This window comes from Xanthomonas sp. NCPPB 1062 (genome assembly GCF_041481705.2).
In the GTDB taxonomy this organism is placed as follows: domain Bacteria; phylum Pseudomonadota; class Gammaproteobacteria; order Xanthomonadales; family Xanthomonadaceae; genus Xanthomonas; species Xanthomonas euvesicatoria.
On sequence record NZ_CM192987.1, the window covers coordinates 770,851 to 785,925 of the forward strand.

11 protein-coding genes are annotated in these 15,075 nt (G+C 67.2%); 9 read left to right on the plus strand and 2 right to left on the minus strand.

Features of this window, described 5'->3' with window-relative positions; genetic code table 11:
- Nucleotides 1-22: 22 nt before the first annotated feature.
- The 4 genes from ACCQ16_RS03325 to ACCQ16_RS03340 are packed head-to-tail and all read left to right on the plus strand — an operon-like array spanning nt 23 to nt 5,278.
- Nucleotides 23-697, plus strand: coding sequence for a c-type cytochrome (locus tag ACCQ16_RS03325; RefSeq protein WP_029818604.1), 675 nt, complete (start codon nt 23-25; stop codon nt 695-697).
- Complete coding sequence (locus tag ACCQ16_RS03330) at nt 694-1,740, plus strand: beta-propeller fold lactonase family protein (RefSeq protein ID WP_033478736.1); 1,047 nt, start codon at nt 694-696, stop codon at nt 1,738-1,740. Before ACCQ16_RS03325 ends, ACCQ16_RS03330 begins: the two co-directional genes overlap by 4 nt.
- A 35-nt stretch (nt 1,741-1,775) precedes the next feature.
- Nucleotides 1,776-2,882, plus strand: coding sequence for an S-(hydroxymethyl)glutathione dehydrogenase/class III alcohol dehydrogenase (locus ACCQ16_RS03335; RefSeq protein WP_014089321.1), 1,107 nt, complete (start codon nt 1,776-1,778; stop codon nt 2,880-2,882).
- Between the two features lie 11 nt (nt 2,883-2,893).
- Complete coding sequence (locus tag ACCQ16_RS03340; protein ID WP_031420973.1) at nt 2,894-5,278, plus strand: TonB-dependent receptor; 2,385 nt, start codon at nt 2,894-2,896, stop codon at nt 5,276-5,278.
- A 91-nt stretch (nt 5,279-5,369) separates the two neighbouring features.
- Here the strand turns inward: ACCQ16_RS03340 and ACCQ16_RS03345 are convergent, their stop codons facing one another.
- Both ACCQ16_RS03345 and ACCQ16_RS03350 read right to left on the minus strand, forming a co-directional pair.
- Complete coding sequence (locus ACCQ16_RS03345; RefSeq protein ID WP_209261662.1) at nt 5,370-7,355, minus strand: sigma-54-dependent Fis family transcriptional regulator; 1,986 nt, start codon at nt 7,353-7,355, stop codon at nt 5,370-5,372.
- A gap of 255 nt (nt 7,356-7,610) precedes the next feature.
- On the minus strand, nt 7,611-8,543 hold the full coding sequence (locus ACCQ16_RS03350) for a carbohydrate kinase family protein (protein ID WP_008573357.1): 933 nt from the start codon (nt 8,541-8,543) through the stop codon (nt 7,611-7,613).
- A 275-nt stretch (nt 8,544-8,818) separates the two neighbouring features.
- On the opposite strand from ACCQ16_RS03350, the gene ACCQ16_RS03355 reads away from it, so the two are divergent.
- The 5 genes from ACCQ16_RS03355 to rodA all read left to right on the plus strand — a co-directional run bounded on the left by ACCQ16_RS03355 (nt 8,819) and on the right by rodA (nt 15,035).
- Nucleotides 8,819-9,865, plus strand: a complete 1,047-nt coding sequence (locus tag ACCQ16_RS03355) for a rod shape-determining protein (protein ID WP_003482734.1) — start codon at nt 8,819-8,821, stop codon at nt 9,863-9,865.
- 165 nt (nt 9,866-10,030) lie between these two features.
- Complete coding sequence (gene mreC / locus ACCQ16_RS03360) at nt 10,031-11,374, plus strand: rod shape-determining protein MreC (RefSeq protein WP_031420977.1); 1,344 nt, start codon at nt 10,031-10,033, stop codon at nt 11,372-11,374.
- On the plus strand, nt 11,371-11,856 hold the full coding sequence (gene mreD, locus ACCQ16_RS03365) for a rod shape-determining protein MreD (protein ID WP_005911183.1): 486 nt from the start codon (nt 11,371-11,373) through the stop codon (nt 11,854-11,856). Before mreC ends, mreD begins: the two co-directional genes overlap by 4 nt.
- A gap of 3 nt (nt 11,857-11,859) precedes the next feature.
- A complete protein-coding gene (gene mrdA, locus ACCQ16_RS03370; protein WP_008573355.1) occupies nt 11,860-13,920 on the plus strand; it encodes a penicillin-binding protein 2 in 2,061 nt (686 codons plus the stop codon).
- Nucleotides 13,917-15,035: a rod shape-determining protein RodA gene (rodA, locus tag ACCQ16_RS03375; protein WP_184420455.1), complete on the plus strand. Its 1,119-nt coding sequence runs from the start codon at nt 13,917-13,919 to the stop codon at nt 15,033-15,035. The genes mrdA and rodA overlap by 4 nt, the downstream gene beginning before the upstream one ends.
- Nucleotides 15,036-15,075 lie beyond the last annotated feature (40 nt).

A 15,075-nucleotide genomic window follows, 5' to 3' on the forward strand; every position in this document is an offset into this window, starting at 1 on the left:
TTCACCCGTCGCGCGCACCGGGGTGCGCGGCGTTCCCTCCGATCAAAAAGGTTCGTTCATGCGCACGTCCACTACACGTTATCTCGATCGTTCCGTCCGCGCACCGCTGTGCGCGTTGATGTTCAGCGTCGTGCTGGCGGCATGCGGCAAGGACGCGCCGCCGGCCCCGGCCGCCGATACACCGCCGCCAGCGCCCCCGGCGGCGGCCAGCGCACCGGCGCCTGCGCCAGCCGCCGGCAGCGCAGCGCCTGCACCTGCACCTGCGCCTGCGGCCGCAGGGATGCCGAATGTGGCGGCCGGGCCTGCCCCGGATCCAGCGACGCCGGCCGCACCACCTGCCACGATCGTGCCGATTCCCAAGGGACCCGAGGTCAAGGTCACGCCCGAACTGGTCGCCGAAGGCAAGAAGATCTATTTCTCGGCCGGCTGCAATGCCTGTCATGGCGGTACCGGTGGCGGTGGCATGTGCCCGCCGCTGACCAACGACATCTGGGTGTACGGCAGCGACGACGACACCCTGCGTACGCTGATCAATGAAGGCACCGCGGCCATGATCACCCACGGCAAGACCCGCGTCGGGCACGAAAAGGTCGTCGGGCAGATGCCGCCGTTCGCGCCGGTGCTCAAGCCCGGCGATACCGAAAAGTTGCTCGCCTTCATCCACTCGATCAACAAGACTGCAGGCAAGGCGCAATGAGGCCAGCGCCTGCTCGCTGGCCATGCATGCTTGCAGCAACGCTGCTGGCCACGCTGCTGCTGGCCGGCTGCCAGCGCGACGCTGCCTCGCCGGCCTCCACCGCCGCACCCGCGACGACGGGCCCTGCAGCACCGGCGCCGGCAACGCCGCCGGTGTTTGCGTATGTGCCCAATCAACGCAGTGGCACCGTCTCGGTAATCGATACGCACACCGATACCGTGGTGCGCACGCTCAGCGCGCAGGGCCAGCTCGGCAAGCGCTTGCAGCAGCTATTGCCCGGCCCACAGGGGCATCTGTATCTGATCGATGCCGAGCATCACCGGCTGGTCGAGCTCGATGCCGAAAAAGATGCGGTGTTGCGCAGCGTGGACATCGGCGAGAACGCCGAAGGCATCGCGTTGTCGCCGGACGGCAAGCAGTTCGCGGTATGCGTGGAAGGCCAGAATCAGGTGACGCTGATCGACGCGGCGCAATTTGTCGTGCAGCAGGTGATCGCCACGCGCGGGCAGGCGCCGGAGCATTGCGCCTACACCCCGGATGGCAAGTGGTTGCTCACCAGCAATGAAGGCTCCAACGACATGGACATGATCGAGCTGGCCACGCATCGATCGCGCGGCGTGGTGGCCACCAGCGGGCATCCGCGCGGCATGGCGTTCGCACCCGACGGGCACAGCGTGTACATCGCCCAGGAAACCGCCAACGTGGTGGACGTGATCGACCTGCAGACGCGTCAGCGGCGCGCCAGCCTGCCGGCCGGCGTGCGCACCGCCGGCGTGGCGCTGTCGGGAGATGGCGCGCGGCTGTATGCCTCCAACGGGGGCGCCGGCACGGTCAGCGTGATCGATCTCAAGACCGCACGCACCCTGGCCGAGATCCCGGTCGGGCAGCGTCCGTGGAATCCTGCGCTGACGCCGGCCGGCGACAAGCTCTACGTTGCCAACGGGCGTTCCAACAGCGTGAGCGTGATCGACACCGCCAGCTTGCGCGAACTCAAACAGATCCCCGTCGGCGAGCTGCCGTGGGGCGTGATCATCGCGCGCTGAGCGGCCGGCAGGCCGACGCGCGTCAGGGAGGCCGGATGAAGACACGCGCTGCGGTGGCCTGGGGTCCGCACCAGCCGTTGACCATCGAAGAGGTAGACCTGCAGCCGCCGCGTCCCGGTGAGGTGCTGGTGCGCCTGGTCGCTACCGGCATTTGCCATGGCGATGCGCATGCGTTGGCGCATGGCCACGCCGGCAGCTTCCCGGCGATCCTGGGGCAGGAGGGCGCCGGTGTTGTCGAAGACGTCGGGATCGGCGTCACCAGCGTGCGGGCCGGCGATCACGTGATTCCGCTGTACATGCCCGAATGCGGCGTGTGCAAATTCTGCCGTTCCGGCCGTACCAATCTGTGCCAGGCGATTCGCAGCAGCCAGGAACGTGGCCTGATGCCCGATGGCAGCAGCCGGTTCTCGTTGCACAGGCGTCCGGTCCTGCATCACATGGGCACCAGCACGTTTTCCGAATACACGGTGTTGCCGGAGATTGCGGTCGCACGCATCCATCCGGATGCGCCGCTGGAGCAGGCCTGCCTGCTCGGTTGCACGGTCACTACCGGCGTCGGTGCGGTGCTCAACAGCACGCATGTGCGGCCAGGAGATTGCGTGGCGGTGTTCGGGTTGGGCGGCATCGGATTGTCGGTGATACAGGGCGCAGTGCTGGCCCAGGCCGGTCGCATCATCGCGGTGGACATCGACCCTGCGAAATTCGCACTGGCACGCACGCTGGGCGCCACCGATTGCCTGGATCCGCGCGACTACGGTGCGCCGATCCAGCAGGTGATCGTGGACCTGACCGATGGCGGCGCCGACCACAGCTTCGAATGCATCGGCGATGTCGGTGCGATGCGCGCCGCGCTGGAGTGCTGCCACAAGGGGTGGGGCGAGAGCGTCATCCTGGGCGTGGCCGAGGACACGCAGGAAATCAGCACGCGCCCGTTTCAATTGGTCACCGGGCGGGTGTGGCGCGGCAGCGCCTTTGGTGGCGTCAAAGGCCGCAGCGAGTTGCCTGGCTATGTCGAACGCTATCTGCACGGCGACATTCAACTGGCGCCGCTGATCACGCGCACGCTGGCGCTGGACGACATCAACCAGGCGTTGGCGGACCTGCGTGCGGCACGCGGCATCAAATCCATCGTGGTGTATTGAAGGAGACGCACATGGCAGCAGGCAGATGCAGGACAGCGACGCTGCATCGCAGGGGATTGGCAGGCGCATGCGCCATGACCTTGCTCGCACGCAGCGCAGTGGCCGTTGCAGCGGAAGCGCCGCAAGTCACCTGGTTGGACCGTATCGAGGTGACCGCCACGCCGATCCCGGGCACCACCATCGATGCGGCGCAATTGCCGTACATGGTGCAGTCGGCAAGCAATGCCGAACTGTCGCGTGGGCGCAGCAACAACCTGAGCGATCTGCTGCAGCGCCGCTTCGTGGGCGTGGACGGTAACGACGTGCAGGGCAGTGCGTTCCAGAACGATCTCACCTTCCATGGCTTTCGTGCGTCGGCGCTGCCGGGCGCCTCGCAGGGGGTGTCGGTGTATCTGGATGGCGTGCGCTTCAACGAACCGTTCGCCGATATCGTCAGCTGGGACATGCTGCCCGAAGCGGCAATCAGCGCCGTGACGCTGATGCCGGGTTCCAACCCGCTGTTCGGGCCGAACACGCTGGGTGGCGCGGTGGTGCTGTCTACCGCCTCCGGGCTGACCGCGCCCGGATTACAGGGGGAAGCGAGCATCGGCAGCGGCGCGCGCAAGCGGCTGGATGCCAGTTACGGCGTTGCCGGCGCCGACGGCTGGCATGGCTTTGTCGCGCTGACCGGCTTCGACGAAAACGGCTGGCGCGCTGCCTCCGAAGGCCGGCTTGGCACCGTGTTCGGCAAGGTCGGTAAGCAAGGCGAGCAGACCGACTGGAGCCTGTCGCTGCTGCACGGGCGCAGCCGTCTGATCGGCAATGGTCTGCTGCCCGATACACGCTACACCGACGAAGGTCCGGAGCCCGGCTTGTATCGCGCCGATCGGCGCTCGGTCTACACATCGCCCGATCTCACCCGCAATCGCACTACGCTATTGAGCGTGCAGCTGGACCATCGTTTCGATGCAGACACTGCGCTGCACGCGCTGGCTTATTCGAAGATGGGGCGGCGCGACACCGTCAATGGCGACATCGGGCAGGACTACGAGGAATTCGTCGAAGAGTGCGCTTCCGGTTACGCCACCGATGGCAGCGCACTGGATGCCGATTGCGACGTCGCCCGCACCGATGCCGACACGCTGCACACCGGCGCGCTCAACACCACCCAGATGCGTCAGCACGCGCAGGGCGTTGCGCTCAATCTGAGCATGCAATGGGGCGCGCATGCGCTCACCACCGGCGCCACTTTCGATCGCGGCCATGTGCGTTATCGGCAATTCGCCCGCGACGGGTGGGTGCAGCCCGACCGCTCGGTCGTTGCAGATCCGGCGACAGACCGCGCGTTCTTTTCCGGCGTGCGCGGCAGTACGCAGACATTGGGCGTGTTCCTGGCCGACACCTGGGCACTGGACGATGCCACCCATCTCACCGCCGCGGTGCGCTGGAATCATGTGGTGGTGGACAACGTTCTTTCCACCGCCGACGACGGCGACCGCCCACGCGAGCGCTTCGTTTATGCCAAAGCCAACCCGTCGCTGGGGCTGACCCGGCGGCTCGCATCGGCGGTGACGCTCTACGGCTCGGTCGCGCAGAACAGCCGTGCACCGACCGCCATCGAATTGGGCTGCGCCGATCCCACTCAGCCATGTCGGTTGCCGACCGGTCTGCAGGCCGATCCGCGCCTGGAGCAGATCATCTCGCGCACCTACGAACTGGGCGCGCGCTGGACGCCGTCGGCCGATCGCAACGCCACGCTGTCGGTCTACCGCGCCGACAATCGCGACGACATTCTGTTCTTGCGCGCACCGGATACGCAGTTGGGTTACTTCGACAATGTCGGCCGCACGCGCTATCAGGGCGTGGACGCGGCACTGCATCTGCGCAGCGGCGATTGGCAGTGGTCGGCCGGCTACAGCTACCTGGATGCCACTTACCGCAGCGACGGCCAATTGCTGTCCGGCGAGCGTGTGATCGCGCTGCGGCCGGGACTGCGGATCGCCGCGCTACCGCGGCACAACCTCAAGCTCGGGGTGGAGTGGCAACGCGATGCGCTGACGCTGGGCGTGGGCGTGCGTGCGGTCTCCGGGCGGGTGGCCAGCGGCAACGAAGATGGCCAGGTCGACAATGCCGAAGAAGGCCAGGCCGCGCCCGACCGTATCGACATCGGCACCGCCGGCTATGCCCTGGTCGACCTGCAGGCGCGCTGGACCATCAACGCGCGGGTGTCGCTGTTCGCCCGGATCGACAACGTCTTCGACCGCCGCTACGCCACCTATGCCGCCGTGGCCGAAGACGTGTTTCCCGACGGCGGACTCGCGCGCCCGCAGGATGCGCCAGTGGAAACCGGCCCGGCACGATTTCTCGCACCGGGGGTGCCCCGGCAGTACCTGATCGGCGTGCGCTGGGCGCTTTGATCGCGGGACATCGGGAATCGGGAATCGGGAATCGGGAATCGTAGAGCGTCAGCGCGCTGCTTTTATCTATTCCCGATTCCCGATTCCCGATTCACCCGGTCTCCAGCCCGTGCTTGCGCAACTTGCGATACAGGGTGTTACGGCTGATGCCCAGGGCATCGGCGGTGCGGCTGACATTCCAGCGATGGCGTTCGAGTTGTTGCTGCAGCACCAGCCGTTCGGCCTGATCCAATGCAACGCGGCCGGGCATATCGTCGGCCGCGACCGCGCGCGCATCGACCAGGCAAGGAGCGCTGCCCGCGTCGACGATCTCCTGCGGCAGATTCGGCAGGCGAATCACCTCGTCACTGCACAGCACGGCCGCCGTGCGCAGCACATTGCGCAATTGGCGCAGGTTGCCCGGCCAGGCGTAGCTGAGCAGCTTGTGCAGCGCATCTTCGCTGATGCGCACGCTGCGCTCGCTGTTTTCCTCGCGCAACAGGGTGCGGATCAGTTCGGCCTTGTCGCTGCGTTCGCGTAGCGGCGGCAGATGCAGCACCACGCCGTTGAGGCGGTAGTACAGGTCCTCGCGGAATTCGCCGGCGGCCACCATCTGCGCCAGGTCGCGGTGGCTGGCGCTGATCACGTGCAGCTCCAGCGGCATTGCCCGGTCGCTGCCCAGCGGGGTCACGCTCTGTTCTTCGAGCACGCGCAGCAGCCGCGTCTGCAGCGGCAGCGGCATGTCGCCGATTTCGTCCAGGAACAAGGTGCCACCGCTGGCCTGCAGCAGCTTGCCGTGGCGGCCTTCGCGCGCGGCGTCGGTGAACGCGCCGCGCGCGTAGCCGAACAGTTCGCTCTCGATCAGCGCCTCGGGAATCGCCGCACAGTTCACCGCCACGAACGGCCGCGCCGCCCATGGCGAGCCGCGGTGCACCGCCTTGGCGAACTCCTCCTTGCCGGTGCCGGTGGCGCCGCACAGCAGGATCGACACGCGATGCGCGACCAGCTTCAGCGCGTTGTCCAGGTTGTGGCGCATGCGCGGATCGGAGCCGACGTGCTCGCGTGCGTAAGCGGCCTCGCCATCGTCGGCGGGGGTGGCGTGTGCGCCGCCAGCAACCGCGTTGCGGCGCGGCGGCTGCGCCAGGGCGAAGAAACGGCGCCCGTGGCAGGCGCAGCGGATCGACCAGAGCGTGCTGGCAGCGTTGCGCGCGCGCTGCTCCACGGTGTCGAAGTCCAGCTGCATCACCTGCGAGATGTCGCGCCCGACCAGCAGGCTGCGGTCGCCCTTGCCGAGCTGTTCCAGCGCCGCTTCGTTGACGGCCAGCACGCAGCCGTCGGCGCCGATCGCCATCAGCGCCTCGTGCAACAGGCCGGCGAACTCCGGGCGGCTGTGGAAGCGCAGGATCCACGCGTGCCGATACTGCTCCAGGAAATACGAACGCGCGATCTGTGCCGCCGACATGCGCACCAACGCGCTGGTGTGGCGCTGTACCAGCTTGGTGTCGCGCGCGTCCGGCGTGGACGCATCCAGCACCGCCAGCAATTGCCCGTGCGGGTCGAGGATCGGCGCACCGCTGCACGACAGCGGCAGGTGCCGGGCCAGATAATGCTCGCCGCGATGTACGCCTAGCGCGCTGCGCTCCACCGCGCAGGTGCCGATACCGTTGGTGCCCTGGTAGCGCTCGGCCCAGCTGGCGCCGCAAAACAACCCGGTCTGGCGGAATTCGCGCAGCAGTGCCGGGTCCTGCACGCTGTGCAGCAAGGTCGCCTCGGCGTCGGCGAACACCACGGCATAGCCGCCGCCGGCGATCTGCTCGTAGAGGTTCTCCATCTCCACCTTGGCGATGCGCAGCACTTCCTCGAGCCGCTGCTGGCGCTCGCGCAGCCCGCTACCGTCGTGGACCATCGGCAACGGGGGGGCATCCGGACTCAGCCCATACTCGTCCAGGCAGCGCTGCCACGAGCGCGCCAGCGCCGGCGGCAGCGGTTCGATCTGGCGGAAGCGGCGCATCCGCGCCAGCAGCGCCGATTCGGCCTGGGCATCGGACGAGGGCCCGGCCGTGGCCTGCAGGAGGTTGGCGACAGTCACTTCCGACACGTGGCGCTTCCTCGGTCCCTACCCGGGGCCAGAGCGGCAGTGACGCATAAACCGGGGCGAGGCTCAAACCGCGGTGCAGCAAACGCCGGGGATGCGGATTCGGGATTCGGGATTGGCAAAAGCGGCTCGGCTGGGGGCGGCTGCCTTTTCGCCCGGGCCAAAACGAAAAAACCGCGCCATCGCGCGGTTCCTCGTGACCTCGAGGCGCCAGGATCCAGCTTTTACGACTCCCGACTCCCGAATCCCCACTCCCGGCTACAACGCGTAGCCGAACTGCTGCTTGAACTGGTCGTTGAACTCGGCGAAGTCGAAGCGCTGGTTCTGGGTGCCCGGGTGTTCCACTTTCAGCGCGCCCATCAGGTTGCCCATGCGGCCGATGGTCAACCAGTCGTAGCCGCCCTGGATGCCGTAGATCAGCCCGGCGCGGAATGCATCGCCGCAGCCGGTCGGGTCGACCACGCGGCGCTCGTGCGCCGGCGGAATGTCGTAGGTCTTTTCCGGCGTATGCACCAGCGCGCCCTTCGGGCCCTGCGTGGTGATGTAGGCCTGCACGCGCGAGACGATGTCTTTTTCGTCCCAGCCGGTGCGTTCCTGCAACAGGTTCGACTCGTAGTCGTTGACCACCACGTACTGGGCCTGTTCGATGAACTGGCGCAGCTCCGGGCCGTTGAACAGCGGCATCGCCTGGCCGGGGTCGAAGATGAAAGGGATGCCGCCGGCAGCGAACTCTTCCGCGTTCTGGATCATGCCTTCGCGCCCGTCCGGGCCGACCAGGCCCAGGGTCACGCCCGGCACATCCTTCACGTGGTTTTCGTAGCTGCGCATCATCGCGCCCGGATGGAAGGCGGTGATCTGGTTGTTGTCGTGGTCGGTGGTGATGAACGCCTGCGGGGTGAACAGGTCGTCGATGATCTTCACCCGCGACAGGTCGATGCCCAGCGTTTCGAAGTGTTCGCGGTACGGGCCGAAATCCTGGCCGACGGTGCCCATCGGGATCGGCGCGCCACCGAGCAGATGCAGGTTGTAGGCGATGTTGCCGGCGCAGCCGCCGAACTCGCGGCGCATGCGTGGCACCAGGAACGACACATTCAGGATATGCACCTTGTCCGGCAGGATGTGGTTCTTGAACTGGTCCGGAAACACCATGATGGTGTCGTAGGCGAGGGAACCACAGATCAGTGCGGACATCGAGTCGGGCCTTTGCGTTGGGAAAACCCGCCAATTGCCGGGCATGGCAGCGGGACGGCGCGTGCGCCGCGGCGCAAAGGGTAACGGCTGCGGCCGATCAGGGCCACAACCGCATGCCATGGCCGGCGTGACCGCCACATGAAAACGGGGGCGAAATCGCCGATTTTTCCTTGCTCACCCCGGGGGGGATTGCTAGGCTAGCCGACTTCGTTTTCTGCCCAAATTTTCGCCAGTCTGGCGGCGGGCATGCGACTCACCCAGGAACGACTCCCTCGATGTTCAAGAAACTCCGCGGCATGTTCTCCAACGACCTGTCCATCGATTTGGGCACGGCCAATACGCTGATCTACGTGCGCGGACAGGGCATCGTGCTGAACGAGCCGTCGGTGGTTGCGGTGCGGCAGGATCGCGCAATCGGCGGCACGCGCTCGGTCGCTGCCGTCGGCGCGGAGGCCAAGCAGATGCTCGGCCGTACCCCCGGCCACATCACCACCATCCGCCCGATGAAGGACGGCGTCATCGCCGACTTCACCTACACCGAGGCGATGCTGAAGCACTTCATCAAGAAGGTGCACAAATCGCGCTTCCTGCGCCCCAGCCCGCGCGTGCTGGTGTGCGTGCCGGCCGGCTCCACGCAGGTCGAGCGCCGCGCCATCAAGGAATCTGCGGAAGAGGCCGGTGCGCGCGATGTGTATCTGATCGAAGAGCCGATGGCCGCAGCGATCGGCGCCGGCATGCCGGTGACCGAGGCGCGCGGTTCGATGGTCATCGACATCGGCGGCGGCACCACCGAAGTGGCGGTGATCTCGCTCAACGGCATCGTGTACTCGCAATCGGTACGTGTGGGCGGCGACCGTTTCGATGAGTCGATCACCAATTACGTGCGCCGTAACCACGGCATGCTGATCGGTGAAGCCACCGCCGAGCGCATCAAGCTGCAGATCGGCTGCGCCTACCCGCAGGACGAGGTGCAGGAGATGGAAATCTCCGGCCGCAACCTTGCAGAAGGCGTGCCCAAGATGATCAAGATCAACTCCAACGAAGTGCTCGAAGCGCTGCACGAGCCGCTGTCGGGCATCGTCTCGGCGGTGAAGCTGGCGCTGGAGCAGACCCCGCCGGAACTGTGTGCCGACGTGGCCGAGCGCGGCATCGTCCTCACCGGTGGCGGCGCGCTGCTGCGCGACCTGGACCGCCTGATCTCCGAAGAAACCGGCCTGCACGTGCAGGTGGCCGACGACCCGCTCACCTGCGTTGCCCGCGGCGGCGGCCGTGCGCTGGAGCTGGTGGACATGCACGGCAACGAGTTCTTCGCGCCGGAGTGAAGCGCTCGGGATTAGGGAGTCGGCATTCGGGATTCGCAAAGCGTGTCCCGGCCTTCGGCCTTGACCGATTGCGGTGTAGCCCTGTTTGTCTAACGCTTAGTCGTACCGGGGGCCGCCAACTGCTCCTCGAATCCCCAATACCTAATCCCGAATCCCGGCCTTAACGTGCCCTCCTACGCCGGTCCTCCCGTCGCCTCCCGTCCGGGCGAAGTCACCTCCACGCTGCGGCTGCTGGTTTATCTGGTGCTGGCGGTGGTGCTGATCGCGCTCGATAGCCGCGGTGGCTGGCTGAGCCAGGTGCGCATGCAGGCCAATCTGCTGATCCAGCCGATCTGGGCGGTGGCCGGGCTGCCGGGGCGCATCGGCTCGCAGGTGCGCGACAACGCCGCAACGCATGCGCAACTGGTGGAAGAGACCCGGGATCTGCGCAATCAGCTATTGGTCGCCAATGCGCGCCTGACCCGGTTGCAGACCGCGGCCCTGGACAACGCGCAACTGCGCGAACTGCTCAACGTGGCCGAGCGCCGCGGTCTGGATGTGCAACTGGCGCCGATCCTGAACATCGATCTGGATCCGACGCGCCAACGCCTGCTGCTGGACGCCGGCAGCCGCGAAGGGGTGGTGCTGGGCCAGGCGGTGATCGATGCCGGCGGCCTGATGGGACAGGTGATCGAAGTCACCCCGCTGCATTCCACCGTGTTGCTGCTCACCGACCCCGACCACGCCGTGCCGGTCAGCGTGGCGCGCAATGGCGTGCGGCTGATCGTCTACGGGCGCGGCGACCGCCTGGAACTGCGCGACATCCCGCTCAGTGCCGGCGTGCAGGTGGGTGATGAAATCGTCACCTCCGGCCTGGGCGGCCGCTTCCCGGCCGGCTTCCCGGTCGGCAAGGTCTCCGAACTGCATCCGGACGATACCCACGCCTTCCTGGTCGGCGAACTGACCCCGGCCGCCAAGCTCGATCGCGGCCGCGATGTGTTGCTGCTGCGTGCCGGCAAGCCGTTGCGGTTGGTGCCGGGGGCCGGGATTGGGGATTCGGGAGTTGGGATTCGCAACAGCGACAACAGCAACGGCGGCGCGGCAGCCGCCAGCGCGCCGGTGGCTGCCACGCCACGCACGCCGGTGGGCGGGATTTCCAACGTAATGATTGATACCGCGCGTCCGACGGCCGCTGCGGCATCGGGCACCGGCACTGTTCCCGCGCCGCGCACACAGTCCGTGTCGACACCTGCCGCGCCTGGTGTCCAGTCGGCCCGCGCATCAGCGTCAGCATCCAGCGGCCACGCCAGCCTGCCGGCCAGTCCTCCTGGGTCGAACGGCCCTGAACTCCAGACCCGCGGTTCCCGCGCAGCGTCATCGCAGGGCTCACAGGCTTCAGGGAGTGGAGACGCTGGAAGGGGCAACGGCAACGGCAACGGCAACGCCGCACCAGCACAGGCGGCCGCTTCTAACCAATCCCCAATCCCCAATCCCCAATCCCGTTCTTCTCCGCAGGAGACGGACCAATGACCCGCATGCGCAACACCTGGATCCTGCCGGCGAGCATCTTCATTGCGCTGGTCCTGGGCCTGCTGCCGTTGCCGATGGTGGTGCAGCCGCTGCGGCCGTACTGGCTGGCGCTGGTGCTGGCGTATTGGGTGATCGAGGAGCCGGACCGGGTTGGGCTGGGCCTGGCCTTCGTGGCCGGCGTGCTGGCTGATCTGCTGTATGGCGGGCTGCTCGGCGAACAGGCGCTGCGGCTGGTGATCATGACCTTCATCCTGCAGCGCTTCCGCGCGCGCATGCGTTTTTTCCCGGTCTCGCAACAGGCGCTGGCCATCGGCGGGCTGCTGCTCAACGACCGCATCGTGTCTTCGGCGGTGCATCTGGCGGTGGGCGAGCCAACCCTGCCGTGGAGCTACTGGTGGGCGCCGCTGCTGGGCATGGCGCTGTGGCCGCCGCTGTTCGTGGTGCTGGATGCGGTGCGGCTGGGCAAGCGGGGCAAGAAGTAAGCCATGCACGGGCGCCGTCATCCCAAGAATCCGCATGCGGAGGCCGAACAGTTCCGCCGTCGCGCGGTGCTGGGCTTTGTGATGGTGGTGATCTGCCTGGTCGGCCTGGGCGGCTGGTATTTCAAGTTGCAGGTGCTCGACCACGAGGTCTACGCCACGCGTTCGGAGGCCAACCGCATCAAGCCCAAACCGGTGGTGCCCGGGCGCGGCATGATCTACGACCGCACCGGCCGGCTGCTGGCCGAAAACGTGCCGGCCTTCCGTCTGGACGTGACCCCCGACAAGGTCGCCGACATGAACGCCATGCTGGACGCGTTGGGCAAGGTGATCCCGATCGCGCCGGAGGATCTGGAACGCTTCAACCGCGAGCGCCGCGCACGCCGCAGCTTTTTGCCGGTGACGCTCAAGCTGCGCATGAGCGATGAAGAGATGGCACGGTTCGCGGTGGAGCGCTGGCGCTTCCCCGGCGTGGAGCTGGAGCCGTATCTGACCCGGCGTTATCCCTACGGCCCGTTGTTCGCGCACATCATCGGTTATGTGGGCCGGATCGACGAAAAAGACCTGGCAGTGCTGGGCGAGGGCAATGCTGCGCTCACCCATATGGGCAAATCCGGGCTGGAGCGCTACTACGAGCAGGATCTGCGCGGGCAGGTCGGTTACGAGCAGGTCGAAACCAATGTGCAGGGGCGGGCCATCCGCACCGTCGGCCGGGTCGCCCCGCAGTCGGGTGCGGATCTGCGCCTGTCGGTAGACGCCGACCTGCAGCGCGCGATGGTGGCCGCCTTCGGCGAGCACGAAGGGGCGGCCATTGCGATGGACCCGCGCACCGGCGAGATCCTGGGCATGGTCAGCTTGCCCAGCTACGACCCCAACCTGTTCGTCAACGGCATCTCGCACACCGATTTCAAGATGCTCAACGACAACCCGTCGCGGCCGCAGTTCAACCGGCTGGTGCTGGGCGGCGTGGCGCCGGGCTCCACGCTCAAGCCGCTGATCGCGTTGGCCGGCCTGGACAGCGGCCTGCGCCGGCCGGAAGACCGGGTGCTGTCCACCGGCATGTTCTACCTGCCCGGCGTCAGCCGCGGTTGGGGCGATTCGCACCGCGGCGGGCATGGCTGGACCGACCTGCGCAAGTCGATCGCCCAGTCGGTCAATACCTACTACTACCGCCTGGCGGTGGATATGGGCATCGAGCGCTTCGACCACTATATGTCCGAGTACGGCTTCGGCCAGCCTACCGGGGTGGACCTGCTGGGCGAAATCGGCGGCATCCTGCCGTCGCCGGCCTACAAGTACAAGACGCGCAAGGAGCGCTGGTATCCCGGCGACACGGTCAACATCGCCATCGGCCAGGGCGACTGGAAGGTCACGCCGCTGCAGCTGGTGCGCGGCGTCTCGGCGATCGCCAGTGGCCTGCTGCTGCGCCCGCACCTGGTGCTGGAAGAACGCACCGGTTTCGATCATCCCTGGGAGCCGATGATCCAGCCGCCCGGCAAGCCGCTCAGCCAGAACCCGGCGCATCTGCAGGTGGTGCGCGAGGGCATGATGGACACCATGCGGCCCGGCGGCACCGGCTATGCGATCACCCCGGGCGCGCCGTACCAGATGGCGGGCAAGACCGGCACCGCGCAGGTGGTCAGCCGCAAGGGCGTGGCGGCAGTGGACCCGCGCAGCCTGCCGTTGCACCTGCGTCACCGCGGCCTGTTCGTCGGCTTCGCGCCGGCCGACAACCCGGTCATCGCGGTGGCGGTGGCGGTGGAAGGCGGCGGTTTCGGCACCAGTTCGGCGGCGCCGATCGCACGCAAGATCTTCGATGCCTGGCTGCTGGGCAAGATGCCCGCCGGTCTGGAGCCGCTGGACAGCGAGCTGGGCATGACCGCCGTGGGCGTCAATCAGTTCGAAGCCGGCGTCACCGACGCGCGCGCAGCCGGCGACGCCGCCGCTGCCACGCTGGACGAGCTGCCGGTGGTGATCGGCCAGAGCGCCGTTGCGCTGGACCCCAACACTCCCGCGCAACCGGTAGTGCCGGATGTGCCGGACGCGGTGCAGGAGACCGACCATTGAGCGACATCCTGCGCTGGTTGGTGGACATGGCTGCGCGCTTTACGCGCAGCCTGGACTGGGTGCTGTGCCTGGCGCTGGGTGGGCTGATGGCCATCGGCCTGTCGGTGCTCAAGAGCGCCGGCGGCACTGCCAATGGCGAGCACCTGATGATGGCGCAGGGCATCCGCTTCATCATCGGGGCAGCGGCGATGTGGGGCATTTCACGCATGTCGGTGCTGCGCCTGCGCGCCTGGACACCGTGGGTGTACGGCTTGTCGATGCTGCCGCTGCTGGCGGTCTTCGCGCTGGGCACCGGTAAGTACGGCCGGCAGTGGCTGGACCTGAAAGTGTTCTACCTGCAGCCCGCAGAACTGCTCAAGATCAGCCTGCCGATGATGGCGGCCTGGTATCTGCACCGCATGCCGCTGCCGCCGCGCATTGCCACCGTGCTGGTGACTGGCGTGATTATCGGCGTGCCCACCGCGCTGATCATGTTGCAGCCGGACTTCGGCACCGGCGTGTTGATTGCTGCCAGCGGCGTGTTCGTGCTGTTGCTGGCCGGCCTGCCGTGGTGGTGGGTGGCCGTTGGTGTGGGCGGTGTGTCCGCGGCTGCGCCGGTGGCGTGGTTCTGGCTGCTGCGGCCGTACCAGAAGGACCGCATCATGATGTTCCTCAACCCCGAAAACGACGCGCTTGGCGCGGGCTGGAACATCATCCAGTCCAAGATCGCGATCGGTTCGGGCGGGTTGAACGGCAAGGGCTGGGGTCTGGGCTCGCAATCGCACCTGAACTTCATTCCCGAACAGACCACCGACTTTGCGTTTTCCGTGCTCAGCGAAGAATTCGGCTGGATCGGCGTAGCCACCGTGCTGACCCTGTACCTGATCGTCATCGGCCGCTGCCTGTGGATCGCCTCGCAGGCGCGCGACACTTATTCGCGCCTGGTTGCCGGCGCCACCGGCCTGGCGTTCTTCGTCTACGTGCTGGTCAACGGCGGCATGATCTCCGGCCTGCTACCGGTGGTGGGCGTGCCGATGCCGCTGATGAGTTACGGCGGCACCTCGGCGGTGTCGTTGCTGGCCGGCCTGGGCCTGGTCATGGCAGTAAAGTCGCATCGCCCGGTGCACGGTTACTGAGCCGTGCCGAAAATATGCTCGTACGGCAGGCACGCCTTGA